Source organism: Paenarthrobacter sp. PAE-2, assembly GCF_026013155.1.
Lineage (GTDB): Bacteria > Actinomycetota > Actinomycetes > Actinomycetales > Micrococcaceae > Arthrobacter > Arthrobacter ureafaciens.
In genome coordinates this window covers 16,250-28,712 of record NZ_JAPDNV010000022.1, presented here as the reverse complement: position 1 = coordinate 28,712, position 12,463 = coordinate 16,250, and the positions used below count along the sequence as shown (strand labels likewise).

The window sequence follows — 12,463 nt, the reverse complement described above, 5'->3', positions numbered from 1 at the left end:
CCGCATGGATCCTTTAGCAGTGACCCTGGTGGAACTGGGCGCCGTAGTCTTCTGCCTGGGGCTGCTTGCCAGGTTGGCCGGCAGGATCGGCATGTCCCCGATTCCGCTGTACTTGGTTGGCGGACTGGCCTTTGGGGCAGGCGGACTGGTGGATTTGGATGGCCTGCATGAGTTCGCGCACCTGTCCGGCGAGATCGGGGTGATCCTGCTCCTGCTGATGCTCGGGCTGGAATACACCGCATCCGAACTTGTCACCGGGCTCAAGCGCTCATGGCAAGCCGGAATTATGGACCTTGTCCTCAACTTCATCCCCGGCGCGGGCATCGCCATGCTCCTGGGATGGGGACTCGTGGGGGCAATCGTGATGGGCGGCGTCACCTACATTTCGTCCTCGGGCATCGCCGCGAAGGTCATTACGGACCTTGGCCGGATCGGTAACCGTGAAACACCCGTAGTGTTGTCGATCCTTGTTTTCGAGGACCTCGCCATGGCCGTCTACCTCCCGATCCTCACCGCCATCCTTGCCGGCGTCGGCTTCCTCGGCGGGCTGCAAACCGTGGGCATAGCACTGGCCGTTGTCACGGTGGTCCTGGTGGTGGCGCTGCGGCACGGACATCGGGTGTCGAAGGCGATCCACAGCGAGAACTCCGAGGTGTTCCTGCTCAACGTCCTCGGCCTGGCGCTCCTGGTTGCGGGCCTTGCCTCGGCGTTGCAGGTCTCGGCCGCAGTGGGTGCCTTCATGCTGGGCATCGCCATCTCCGGTGCAACCGCCCACAACGCCACCCGCATCCTGGAACCCCTGCGGGACCTTTTCGCGGCTATTTTCTTCGTAGCGTTCGGGCTCAACACCGATCCGGCATCTATTCCGCCGGTCCTCGGCTGGGCGCTTGTCCTGGCGGTCCTCACAGCCGCAACCAAGGTGATTACCGGCGTCTGGGCAGCCAAGCGCGCGGGTATCGCAGTTCCCGGTCGTTTCAGGGCAGGGGCGGCCTTGATTGCCCGCGGCGAATTCTCGATCGTCATTGCCGGGCTTGCCCTTGCGTCCGGCGCCGTTCCGGGCGAGCTCGCGGCTCTCGCAACGGCTTACGTGCTCATCATGGCCATCCTTGGCCCACTCGCGGCCCGGTTCGTGGAGCCCTTGGTCAAGATGATCCGCAAGAGCCCCAAGGCCCCTCCCCGGAGAACCGAGCCCACCCCGGTCTAACGCCGCCCCGCTCGCCGAGGAGTGAGCTCCCGGCACTAACCCCTTGCCTAAGCCCAGAGAACTAACCCCTCGGCGACCAGCCTTTGCGGATCAGGGCATCCCGCACACGCCTTGCCGCGGCGTCATACCCACCGGACCGGATGTGCTTTGCCGTCACCGTTATGGACGTCCATCCGTTTTCGGCCAAGGCTTCGTCCCGGCGAATATCGGATTCCTTCTGCTCGGCAGTCAGGTGATGACCGCCGTCGTAGTGGACAGCCACCTTGAACTCCCGAAAGGCGAGGTCGGGCCACGCTATTTCCCGCCCCTCCGGAGTGCACACCACATAACTAAGCACCGGCTCGGGGAGGAATGCACGGTCCAGGGCCAGGCGAAGCTTGGTCTCGGGCACTGAGTCGGCACCTACCCTCGCGAGTTCCAAAGCGGCCCGTGCCTTGCGAATTCCCCGCTGACCAGCGTTTGCTTCGATCTGTGCAGCCAAGTCGGCGAGCGAACACAGGGCGGTGCTGTTGTGTCCAAAACTCCTGGTCTGGCTGCAGATAAAATGGTCGGCCGCCGCCACCAGGTCTTCGAACGGCAGCACGTTTGCCAGGTCCAACCACGTACGGGCCGGGGTGGTCAGCGGCACGCCGTCCAGCTCGCAGACATCCGCGTCGGGCAGGACCATACGATGTCCGCGGACTCCACGCCGTTGCGGCCGATGCGTTCCATCACGCCGGGAGAGGTGCACCAGGAAGTCGCGCTGGGTGGCCAAGGGCAACGGACACAGCCACAGCATTGCAGCGGTTTCACGAACGCAAACGGTCCCCTCACAGACCGACGTCAGAACACGTGCTGTGTGCCGGATGTCCTGGGCTTGGCCCCACGGAACCCGGATGCCCCGGCTGGGAACCAGCAAGTCACTGGCCCACGCGCGGTGCTCGGGAACGCCTGCATCCCTCTGCTGGGACAGCGTGAACGAACGTCCTTGGATGTCGAAAGGCAGGGCCGCAGGTTTCCTCATGAACTATTTTTGGCACGACCAAAGGGCCCCGATCGGGTTACCCACAGTGTGGAGGAGCAGTCCCGGTCAGAACCCTACGCCGAGGGGTGAGTTCCCGGCACTAAGCCCCCACCTAAGCCCAGAGAGCTAACCCCTCGGCGGGCAGAAAGTGCTAAATGGACGTCCTATGGAAGTTCAGGTGGCTGCGGCTGGCGGTCGGGCCACGCTGGCCTTGGTAGCGGTTGCCGTACTCGCCGGACCCATAGGGGTGCTCCGCTGCCGACGTGAGCCGGAAGAAGCACAACTGGCCGATCTTCATTCCGGGCCAGAGCTTGATGGGCAGGGTTGCCACGTTGGACAGCTCCAGCGTGACGTGGCCGGAGAATCCCGGGTCAATGAACCCGGCGGTGGAGTGGGTCAAAAGACCAAGCCGGCCAAGGGAAGATTTTCCCTCCAGCCGCGCCGCGATGTCATCCGGAAGGCTCACGGTTTCATACGTGGAACCGAGGACGAATTCACCCGGGTGCAGGATGAACGGCTCGTCGCCCTCGACCTCCACCAGCCGGGTCAGCTCGGGCTGCTCCTCGGCGGGGTCGATGTGGGCGTATTTGTGGTTGTCGAACAGCCGGAAAAAGCGGTCAATCCGCACGTCCACGGAAGACGGCTGAACCATCGCGGGATCGTACGGTTCAAGGACAATCCGTTGGGAGTCAATTTCGGCACGAATATCGCGGTCAGAGATCAGCACAGCATCAAAAATACAGTATTGATTGTTCCGGCTCCCGTGGGACGATAGTTCCCGGACAAGTTAAGCCGCGCCCGTGGTTTGGGGGCAACGAGCATTCGCGGGGTAATTGTGGGGAAATGGGCAGCGCCCGCGGCTATGGTCGTGGCCGGAACAGTGGCATTGGTCATAGTCGGATCCAGCCAGCTGCTTCCAGCGACGGAATCCACGCCGGGCGGCGGGACCACCCCCTCCAGCAGCGCACCTTCCGCTTTTCAGGCTCCCGAACCAAGTACGACGCCGGTACCCTCACCTGCGGTGGACACGCCCGCGGTTGGCGGGGATGCCACGTCCAGCCCGGCGACGGACCCGGGATCAATTCCGGCACCTGCAGGACCAACCCGGCCAGTCGCCGTCGAGCCGACCATTGAGAGCCCGCCGCCGGTGCCGACGATCGGACCGTCATGGGGTCCGGACGCCCCGGGCACGGTTGGTACGCCATCGGAAAGCGCAGGGGCTGGTGCTTCAGGACCGGCACCGAGCGAACCGTCAGCGTCCGCAGTCCCGACGCCGACTGCACCCGCCGCTGGACCCGCACCTTCCGCGCCGCCGTCGGAAGCGCCCACCGCAACGGTGACCCCGTCACCCAAGCCCACCGCAACAGCAATCCCAACGGCAACACCCACAGCCACCCCGACGGCCACAGCCACCCCGTCACCCAAGCCGACTGCAACGGCCACCCCGACCCCCACCAAGGCAACGGGACCCAGCGCAACTCCAACGCCGACGAGCCCTCCAACACCGTTCCCCGGCAAGACCCCCAGCGGCGACGCCAACGCTGACAACGGCGCCCTCGCCCTGCTTCCCGACAGCAACACGGCAGCGATCCTCACTGTTTTCAATTCCATCAACAGCTACCGGGCTTCCCTCGGCCTGGCCCCGGTGAAGTACCACGCAACCGTGGCAGGCCTCGCGCAGGAGTGGTCCAACAACATTGCCAGCCGGGAAGTGATCCAGCACAGGGCCAACTTCTGGACGGATCCCCGCGCTTTGAACCCGAACAACGGTGCCGGCGAGGTGATCGCAGTCCGTTGGGACCGCGACGCCGCACAGTTGGTGGAGTGGTGGAAGGGTTCTCCCGGCCACGATGCCGTATTGAGGGATCCCCGGTTCAACGTGATCGGCATCGGCATCACGTACACCGACGGTAACTGGCAGACCACGCCCAACCGCTTCACCATGTGGGGCGTGGTCAACTTCTTCGGCTACACCACCTTGCCGGCGGGAACGGTGACCAAACCGGGCGGAACAGTCACGCCTCCGGGAACGGTCACCCCTCCGGCTGATCCGGTGGCCGCCTGCGAGCCCGGCGACAAATACCAGCCGCCCACGGTGGACCTGAAGTCAGCCGCCATCCGCAGCGGAGCGGACCTCGTGTCCGTCGCAGCCGACGGTTCGGTGTACTCGTACCCTTCCCTGGGCAACGCCAAGTACGGGGCGGCCCGGAAGATCGCCCAGGGTTTCACCGGGCTCAAGGAACTCTTCGTTTCGGACTGGGACCGTGACGGGGTGTTCGACCTCATCGCCCAGCGAACGGATGGACAGCTCCTGGTGTACCCGGGCAGGGCTTCGGGCGGGTTTGGCTCGCCCGGCGTCCTGGGCCATGGGTGGCAATCGCTGACCCTGGCAGTGGGTCAGTGGTGCGCGACCAACCGCCTGCCGCAGATCGTGGCCATGGACGGTTCGGGCGGGTTATGGCTCTACAAGAACTCCGGCATGACGTACATCCGAAGCCAGGCCGCCATCGCCACAGGCAATCCTGCGGTGCGGCTCAGCATGGTGGACTACAACGCCGATGGTTTCCAGGACCTCCTCACGGTGGAGCCCAACGGTTACCTTCGCCTGTACCGCGGCAGCGGGCTTGCCACTCCGCGCCAGGAAGCACGGCCGATTGTCGGTGCGGCCTGGACCGACTACACCGGCTTGCGTTCCCTTCAGGGAGTGGACGGGCCCGGCAGCACGGGCGTCGCGGGCTTGGGCACCAACGGCGTTCTGGAGTACTGGGACCTCACCTCGGGACGACTCACAACGCCCGTGTCCGTGGGCGGCGGCTGGACCGGCTTCAAACTGGCGCAGTAGCAGGCCTGCGCAGTAGCAGACCGGCGCAGCCAGCCGGGGCCGGGCCGGCAACGAACGTCAGGCGGCAGGCCGCGATTCGATCACTGCCTTGAGCTGTTCCAGCTGGGCAACCTCGGCCTCCATGGTTTTTTGGACCATGCCAACCATCAGCTTTTGCAGGCCTTTGGGGTGGTATTCGAGGGCAAACCGTAGGCGCGTTGCAGGCCCCTCGGTGCTGAGGTAGTAGCCGCCCGTGGGGCGTGCGGGGCCGGCGATGACTTCGAAACGGACTTCCGCTCCGGGCCGCGCGTCAGTGATCCGGAAGTCTGCGGCGATCGACCGGCCGCCGGGGCCTGTCAGCGTCTGCTGGTACACGGCACCTTTTTGGCCGCGCTCCCCTGATTGCAGCGAAATGCTGCGCACGCCGGAACGCCAGAGGGAATTGTTAAGGCCATCCATGAGGAACCCGTAAACGGTCATGGCGTCCCTGTTGATCACCACTTCATAGGCTGCGAGTGCCACGGAAACTTCTTTCGGCGTACGGTCGAATGGTCGTAGCCCGGTTCCCCATACACTGCAGCTAACACCTTCAGAATAATCAGCCGGACCTGCCTCCAACACGCACTCGGGCGAGCCTTGATCGAATGGTTACCTGACATGGCACCCCGGGGCGCGGTAGAGTGCGTGCCGCTGGCAAAAACAGATGTTGGGGGAAACATGCAGCTTCACGATCACCGCGCTCGGGCGGCAAAAGTACGACGACGGCTGGTCGGGCTCGCTGCCGGCCTCGCCATGGTGACGGGCAGCGCAGCAGTCGCCGCACCGGCAAACGCAACAGCCGCCGCATCGGCAAGCGCAGCCCACATGACCCCGGCGCGGGTGGGTGCAACGCCCAACTCCGCACCGCCGTCGTCGGTTACCAAGGCGGCCCTGCCCGCCACCGTGAACCCGTTGCCGAGCGTGGACCCCATCAGCGACCCCGCAAGTTTCTCCGTGCTGGTGAACAAGTCCCGTCCGCTGAACCCCGCAAGCTACGCGCCGGCTGACCTCATCAATGCGCGCGGCTCAGGGCAGTACCTAAGGGCCGAAGCAGCGGCGTGGCTGAACGGCCTGTTCCAGGGGGCAGCGGACGCCGGTACGGGCGGGCTGTCGATCGTGAGCGGCTACCGGTCCTACGCCCAACAGCAGCAGGTCTATGCCTACTACGTCAGCATCTACGGCCAGGCATATGCGGACACCATTTCCGCGAGGCCGGGCTACAGCGAGCACCAGACCGGCCTGGCGGTGGACGTCGGCAACCAGAACGGTTCCTGCGGCCTGAGCACGTGCTTCGGGGACACTGTGGCCGGACGGTGGGTGGCTGCCAACGCGCACAAGTACGGGTTCATAGTGCGCTACCCCAACGGCTACACCGGAACCACGGGCTACAGCTACGAGCCGTGGCATTTGCGGTACGTGGGGGTGGCGCTGGCGACGGACATGAACCGCCGCGGCTACGCCACCATGGAGCAGTACTTTGCGGGCAACCCGGCCGCTGCGGCCAGCATCAAGTCCGGAGCGGACCTGGTGGCTGCCGATTCTTCCGGCCGTTTGCTGCGTTACCCGGCGACGGCGGTGGGCAGCTACGCGGCGCCGGTTCAGATCGGTTCGGGCTGGACGGGGCTGAAACAAGGCTTCGTGGTGGACTGGGATATTGACGGCGTGTACGACATCCTGGCCCAGTGGAACAACGGTGTCCTGGGCGTCTACCGGGGACTTCCCGGAGGTGGCTTCGCCGGGCAGGTTGTGGTGGGCAACGGCGGTTGGGACCGCATGACCATCACCGTGGGCAAGTGGTCGCACGCCCATCCCCGGCCTTCCGTGGTTGGGTACTTCCCCGACGGCGTCCTGCGCTATTACCCCAACACGTTCGGTGGAGCACTCAGCGGCCCGCAGGTCATCGGCACGGGGTGGAACGGCCTCGAACTCACCATGGCCGATTGGGAGGGCGATGGCGCCAACGACATCATTGCCCGCAGGTCATCGGGAGCACTCATCAACTATCGCGGTGATGGCTGGGCCGGGTTTTACGGGCCTGCGATGACGGTCGGCACCGGGTGGCAATACATGCGGGTTCTGACGCCGAGCTTTGGTCTGACAGGCGCGGGAACGCGGGGCATCACGGCCCAGACCATGGAAGGCAACCTGTACAACTACGGACTGGGCCGCGGGCAGTGGACGACGTATGCACAGGTCGGCTCCGGGTGGAACAGCCTGAAGCTCTTCAAGTAGCTCGCGCGTCTGTCCGGAACAGCTCTTGAACTGCGCTAAGCTGGGATTCGCTCCGGTCATCAACCGGGACGAATGCGGGCGTAGCTCAATGGTAGAGCGCTAGCTTCCCAAGCTCGATACGCGGGTTCGATTCCCGTCGCCCGCTCAGACGAAGACCCCTTGCCTGTGGTTCCACGGGCAAGGGGTCTTTTCTTGTGCCGCCCTGAGCCTAAAATCGTAGGTACATCACCTACCCGGGAGGTCCCCCATGACTCTCACCGACGATGCTGGGGCGGGTCCGCTCGCCGTCATCCACCGCCTGTTGGAAGCCACGAACAAACACGATCTGGAAAGCCTGGCGGAGTGTTTCGCTCCGGGCTACGTCAACGAAACCCCGGCCCACCCCACCCGCGGATTCACGGGCCGCGACACTATCCGCAGCAACTGGGAGCAGCTCTTCACCGGAGTTCCGGACATCAAGGTCCGCATGGTCTCGCACAGTGTTTCCGCAGACCAGGTGTGGACGGAACTGCACATGCAGGGTGCCTGGCGCGACGGAACACCCCACGAGCTGACGGGCGTAGTGATCTTCGGTGTGGAAGAGCATGCCAGCAACAGCGCCCGCTTCTACATGGAGCCTGTGGAGCATCTCCCCCGCGTCGTCGACACCGCGGACAGGGTCAGCCACCGGGTAACGCATGGCCGGCCGGCAACCCGGGAAGCACCGGCTGAAGCGGCACGGTAATCCACCGACGCCGGCCAGGCCTCAGGCGGTCTGTGTCCTCTCCACGATCCGCACCACGCGGCGACGGTCGCGCAGGTCCACTTTCAGCTGCAGGGAGGACCTGCGGGCGAGGACGACGGCGACCACCGCAGCTGCCGTTGCCGGAACGCCGCCTGCTATCAGGATGCCCAGCTGCGGTCCGAGGTGTTCGGCGAGCCAGCCCATCACCGGACCCCCAATTGCCTGCCCGCCAATGAGCACCACCAGGTAGAGGCTCATGACGCGACCACGGATGCCCATGTTCGAACTTGTCTGGACCATTTGGTTGGCGGCAGTGAGGAACATGAGGCACCAGAACCCTGCAAGGACCATGGCCACGCAGAACCACACCATGGAGGGCATGGCCGCCGACAGGACCAGCATCAGTCCGTAGAGGCCCGCGGATACCACCACCGAACGCAGCCGGAGCTGGCGACGGCGCGCTGACGCCACTGCCCCCGTCAGCGCACCGAGCGCAACCATGGCGTTCAGCAGGCCGTAGCCTCCGGCGCCGGCGTCGTACACGTGGTCCGCGAACGCGGCCAGCAGCACGGGCAGGCTCATCGCGAAAACTGCCACGAACCCGGCCATCAACCACGGCCAGTAAATGGTCGGCTTGCTGAGCGCGTAGTTCAATCCTTCGCGCAGCATGCCCTTCCGGCGGGGCGTGGGCTGGCTGATGTGGAGCTGGTCCTTGCGAAGGATGAAGAGCATGGTCACCGTGGAACAGCACGCCACGGCGTTCCCGGCGAAGGCCCAACCGGCTCCGACGGCGGTCAGGAGCCAGCCTGCCAGGGCCGGACCGATCAGCCCGCCCAATTGGAACGTTGTGGAGTTCACGCTGATGGCGTTGCGCAAGTACTTGGGACCGACCAGCTCGTTGACGAACACTTGGCGTGCGGGCTGGTCCAGCACGGTCACGAAGCCCAGCAGGAGAGCGATTACGTAGACGTGCCACACCTCCACCACGTGCGTCAGGGAGAGGACGGCCAGCGCTGCCGCCAGGATCGCGGCGGCGGACTGGCAGATGATCAGGATCTTCCGCTTTGCGAAGCGGTCGGCAATCATGCCGCCCCACGGTCCCAGGAACAGCGACGGCAGGAACTGCAGGGCCACGGTTATTCCGACGGCGGTGACGGAGCCGGAGAGCTGAAGCACCATCCAGTCCTGCGCGATGCGCTGCATCCATACGGCGATGACGGCAATGAAGTGGCCGATGGCGAAGATCCGGAAGTTCGGAACCTTCAGTGAAATGAATGTGTGGCGCCAGGGCAGCTTCTCGCTCACGACGGCGAGTGGCTGGGTGCTGGTGTCCGGCTGGTTCGTGGCCGGCTGGTTCGTGCCCGGCTGGTTCGTGCCCGGCTGGTTCGTGGCCGGCATGGGACCAGCAGAGAGGGAATCGACGACGGGCTGGCTGACGTTTGCCGCAGAAGGCGGAGGGGGTGCCAAAGGAAGTCCTCGGATCAGGGGTTTTAGTGGAATGCCATTAACGCTAGGGTTGCCAGCAGTAATTGTGGAAGCGTATTGCGGTGATAACTAAGATTGCGGATCGCAATGGAGCGGCCGCCACTCCGCCTTCCACCAGGCCTCGAGGAGATCCGTGTTTGAACCTGCCCAACTCCGTTCTTTCCTCGCCGTGGCGGAAACACTGAGCTTCACCAAGGCCGCAGAACGCTTGGGCCTGGCGCAACCCACCGTGAGCCAGCACGTCCGCAAGCTTGAGACCGCCGCGAAGCGAGTGCTGGTGGCCCGGGATACCCGCGAGGTCCGGCTGACCGACAACGGTGACGCCATGGCCGGGTTCGCACGCAACATTCTGGCAGCACACGACTCCGCTGCCCGCTACTTCTCAGGCTCCGCGATGAGGGGCCGCCTGCGTTTCGGAACTGCCGACGATCTGGCCATCACCGGCCTGCCCCGCATCCTCCGCGAGTTCAGGCAGCTTTACCCGCAAATCAACCTCGAACTCACCGTGAGCCAGAGCGACCAGCTGTACAAACGCCTCAACGCCGGGCAACTTGATCTGGTGTTCGTCAAATGGGTGGCAGGAGCCAAGGACGGAACGGTGGTCCGGCATGACAACTTCGCCTGGGTAGGCCTTGAGCAGACTGTCCTGGAACCGGGCGCTCCGGTGCCGCTGATCGCCTACCCCGCTCCGAGCCTGAGCCGGAAGCTTGCGATTGACGCATTGGAGGCGGCGGGCCGGACCTGGCGGATCACGTGCAGCACCAAGCAGATCAGCGGCGTCCTCGCAGCGGTGCGGGCCGGCATCGGAGTAGCCGTCATGCCCGCCTCCTTGGTTCCGGAAGACCTCAAAGTCATCACCCAGCGCTTCGGGCTGCCACCTGTGGGGGACGTCGACTTCACGTTGATCCGGAATCCCTTGGCCAACGCAGAAGTCATTGATGCGCTGACCCAGGCGATCATGGGCAGAACGCTGAACAAGTCCACATAGCAGTCAGGCCTATCCCGGTAAGCGCCTTCCCGGTAGCCTTGGCCGATGATCGACCTCACAACGCTGGCGGACCTCACGCCCGGCATCTGTTCCGTCACACTCCGCTCCGCGAGTATCGAAGAGGTGGTCAGCGTTGCCGCCGAGGCGGGACTGGCGGGCATTGAGTGGGGAACGGACGTGCATGTCACAGATACCGCTGCCGCGGAGAAAGCCCGGGAGGCCTCGGAGGAAGCCGGCCTGACCGCGCTTTCCCTCGGCTCCTACTATGGCGCGGGCTCCTTCGGGGACTTCGAGCAAGAGCTCAAGCTTGCGGAGATCCTGGGCGCACCGAGGATCCGGATCTGGGCAGGCGGGTCCAGCTCAGCCGACGCGGACGCCGAACTCCGGGACGCCGTCATCCGTGATGCCCGGCGGGTTGCAGGGCTCGCTGCCGAACGCGGAATCTCCATCGCTTTTGAGTACCACGCCAACACCCTCACCGACTCCCCCGAGGCCACCCTTGACCTCTTGGATCGCGTCGGCCAAGGCAACGTGGGCACTTACTGGCAGCCCGCCGTCGGGCTTTCCGACCAACAAGCCCTGGAGTCACTCCACAAGGTCCTGCCGCACGTGGCGGGCGTCCACTGCTTCTCCTGGGGCCCGGAAGCTGAACGCCAACCTCTGCGGTCGCGGAAGCAGCTGTGGCAGGCAGTCTCCGATGTGCTGAGGGGCAATGGGAAAGACATGGACGTGATGATCGAATTCGTCGCGGACGACCTCCCGGAAAACGTGCTCAACGACGCCATGTTCCTGCACAGCATCACCCTCGGCGAGGACTAAGCCCGGGCACAGCGGCCGAGTTAGCCGCAACGCTGCGGTTCGTGGGAAAGCTTGGGGTGTCATTGCAGGTTTCCGGCGAACGCGGTAAAAAGCATCGCCCGGCCGACCTCAGGCGGGGTCGCCGGCAGGGACCTCAGTGCTGCGTCGAAGCTTGACGGACCCTGTGACAGAACCGCCTTCCGTTGCACCGGCAGCCAGGCGTCCGATCTCCTCCAACGGCAGGAACACGGTGGACAGGGCCGGACGGAAGTCGCGGAGGGTTTCAATGTCGTCGAACCCGGCAATGGTGGCGTCCCTCGGGATCCACACCCCCTTGGAACGGAGGGCCGCGGTAACGCCAATGGCCATGACGTCGTTGACAGCGAAAATGCAGAGCCGGTCCTTGGCTGAGGTGATCCGTTCGGCCAACGCCAGCCCGGCGTCGTAACCACCTGCACGGTTGAAGCCGGTCCGGATAACCTCGGCGGCAGGCCTGCCGGCTTCCGCAAGTCCACGCTGAAATCCGCGGACACGGTCGTCCGAGGTAAAGAGCCCTTCCGGTCCCGCCACCACCACGAACCCAGCGTCGTGGGAGCCTGCAAGTTCCCGGGCCAGGTCGGCAGCGAGTTCTTCGTTGGGTACCTCCACTACGCGGTAGCCCTCGGTTGTTGAAGCACCCACCACGGGATGGCCCACCACCCCTACATGGCCACCATTGCGGCAATAGCGGTCCAATTCCGCGGCGAGCCCGGCATTGGCCAGAGCGTCTTCGTCCCGGGCAGAGCGTGAACCGGCGATCACGATCGAATCAGCCCGCCGCGCCGCAAACGCGGCCACTGCTTCACGTTCTTCTGCGGGCGATCCGGAGGTGCTGGCCAGCAGGACCATGCGGTTTTGCTCGCGGGCCGCGCCCTGTACTCCGCGGGCAATCGCCGAGAAATAGGGGTCGGCAATGTCGTGCACGATGAGGCCGATCAAACCCGAGCTGGACTTGGCCAGCGCCTGGGCCTGCGCGTTGGGGACATAACCGAGCTTGTCCGCAGCCTGGCGAACCCGGTCGGCGATGTCCTCCGCCGGCTTGCGGGAGGATCCGTTCAGGACGCGCGACGCCGTTGCCAGGGAAACCCCTGCCAGGCGCGCTACTTCGCTCAGTGTGCTGGCGGCCACGG

At 65.0% G+C, this 12,463-nt stretch carries 12 protein-coding genes and 1 tRNA gene; 7 read left to right on the top strand and 6 right to left on the bottom strand.

The window, feature by feature from the left end; genetic code table 11:
• Positions 1-4: 4 nt before the first annotated feature.
• Entirely contained in the window at positions 5-1,204 is a 1,200-nt protein-coding gene (locus tag OCL88_RS13995; protein WP_062098247.1) for a cation:proton antiporter, read from the top strand.
• A 61-nt stretch (positions 1,205-1,265) separates the two neighbouring features.
• Here OCL88_RS13995 and OCL88_RS13990 read toward each other — a convergent pair whose 3' ends face one another.
• The 3 genes from OCL88_RS13990 to OCL88_RS13980 form a co-directional block, all read right to left on the bottom strand.
• Positions 1,266-2,207, bottom strand: coding sequence for an endonuclease domain-containing protein (locus tag OCL88_RS13990; RefSeq protein WP_062098248.1), 942 nt, complete (start codon positions 2,205-2,207; stop codon positions 1,266-1,268).
• 151 nt (positions 2,208-2,358) lie between these two features.
• Positions 2,359-2,934, bottom strand: a complete 576-nt coding sequence (gene dcd, locus OCL88_RS13985) for a dCTP deaminase (protein WP_021474048.1) — start codon at positions 2,932-2,934, stop codon at positions 2,359-2,361.
• A 251-nt stretch (positions 2,935-3,185) separates the two neighbouring features.
• Complete coding sequence (locus OCL88_RS13980; protein ID WP_264962921.1) at positions 3,186-3,803, bottom strand: hypothetical protein; 618 nt, start codon at positions 3,801-3,803, stop codon at positions 3,186-3,188.
• Between OCL88_RS13980 and OCL88_RS13975 the strand changes: the two genes are divergently transcribed.
• Positions 3,769-5,049 carry a CAP domain-containing protein gene (locus tag OCL88_RS13975; RefSeq protein ID WP_264962920.1) on the top strand — a complete coding sequence of 427 codons (1,281 nt, stop codon included), beginning with the start codon at positions 3,769-3,771 and terminating at the stop codon, positions 5,047-5,049. The two genes, OCL88_RS13980 and OCL88_RS13975, sit on opposite strands and share 35 nt — an antisense overlap.
• A gap of 57 nt (positions 5,050-5,106) precedes the next feature.
• On the opposite strand, the gene OCL88_RS13970 is transcribed toward OCL88_RS13975, so the two are convergent.
• Positions 5,107-5,550 carry an SRPBCC family protein gene (locus OCL88_RS13970; protein ID WP_021474045.1) on the bottom strand — a complete coding sequence of 148 codons (444 nt, stop codon included), beginning with the start codon at positions 5,548-5,550 and terminating at the stop codon, positions 5,107-5,109.
• Between the two features lie 195 nt (positions 5,551-5,745).
• Between OCL88_RS13970 and OCL88_RS13965 the strand changes: the two genes are divergently transcribed.
• The 3 genes from OCL88_RS13965 (at position 5,746) to OCL88_RS13955 (ending at position 8,023) form a co-directional block, all read left to right on the top strand.
• Positions 5,746-7,299 carry a D-alanyl-D-alanine carboxypeptidase family protein gene (locus OCL88_RS13965; protein ID WP_166187592.1) on the top strand — a complete coding sequence of 518 codons (1,554 nt, stop codon included), beginning with the start codon at positions 5,746-5,748 and terminating at the stop codon, positions 7,297-7,299.
• Positions 7,300-7,373: 74 nt separating this feature from the next.
• A tRNA-Gly gene (locus OCL88_RS13960) sits at positions 7,374-7,444 on the top strand.
• A gap of 102 nt (positions 7,445-7,546) precedes the next feature.
• Entirely contained in the window at positions 7,547-8,023 is a 477-nt protein-coding gene (locus OCL88_RS13955; protein ID WP_264962897.1) for a nuclear transport factor 2 family protein, read from the top strand.
• A gap of 21 nt (positions 8,024-8,044) precedes the next feature.
• Here the strand turns inward: OCL88_RS13955 and OCL88_RS13950 are convergent, their stop codons facing one another.
• On the bottom strand, positions 8,045-9,490 hold the full coding sequence (locus tag OCL88_RS13950; RefSeq protein ID WP_264962896.1) for an MFS transporter: 1,446 nt from the start codon (positions 9,488-9,490) through the stop codon (positions 8,045-8,047).
• A gap of 151 nt (positions 9,491-9,641) precedes the next feature.
• On the opposite strand from OCL88_RS13950, the gene OCL88_RS13945 reads away from it, so the two are divergent.
• Both OCL88_RS13945 and OCL88_RS13940 read left to right on the top strand, forming a co-directional pair.
• The gene (locus OCL88_RS13945; protein ID WP_264962895.1) at positions 9,642-10,496 is read left to right on the top strand and encodes a LysR substrate-binding domain-containing protein; all 855 of its coding nucleotides are present in this window, start codon (positions 9,642-9,644) and stop codon (positions 10,494-10,496) included.
• Between the two features lie 45 nt (positions 10,497-10,541).
• A complete protein-coding gene (locus OCL88_RS13940) occupies positions 10,542-11,315 on the top strand; it encodes a sugar phosphate isomerase/epimerase family protein (protein ID WP_264962894.1) in 774 nt (257 codons plus the stop codon).
• Between the two features lie 108 nt (positions 11,316-11,423).
• On the opposite strand, the gene OCL88_RS13935 is transcribed toward OCL88_RS13940, so the two are convergent.
• Complete coding sequence (locus OCL88_RS13935; protein ID WP_166187599.1) at positions 11,424-12,461, bottom strand: LacI family DNA-binding transcriptional regulator; 1,038 nt, start codon at positions 12,459-12,461, stop codon at positions 11,424-11,426.
• Positions 12,462-12,463 lie beyond the last annotated feature (2 nt).

Excerpts from the sequence above, each read along its gene's own strand:
- OCL88_RS13940 (WP_264962894.1), top strand. The coding sequence starts at position 10,542 with ATGATCGACCTCACAACGCTGGCGGACCTCACGCCCGGCATCTGTTCC.
- OCL88_RS13965 (WP_166187592.1), top strand. The coding sequence starts at position 5,746 with ATGCAGCTTCACGATCACCGCGCTCGGGCGGCAAAAGTACGACGACGG.
- OCL88_RS13995 (WP_062098247.1), top strand. The coding sequence starts at position 5 with ATGGATCCTTTAGCAGTGACCCTGGTGGAACTGGGCGCCGTAGTCTTC.
- OCL88_RS13990 (WP_062098248.1), bottom strand. The coding sequence starts at position 2,207 with ATGAGGAAACCTGCGGCCCTGCCTTTCGACATCCAAGGACGTTCGTTC.
- OCL88_RS13955 (WP_264962897.1), top strand. The coding sequence starts at position 7,547 with ATGACTCTCACCGACGATGCTGGGGCGGGTCCGCTCGCCGTCATCCAC.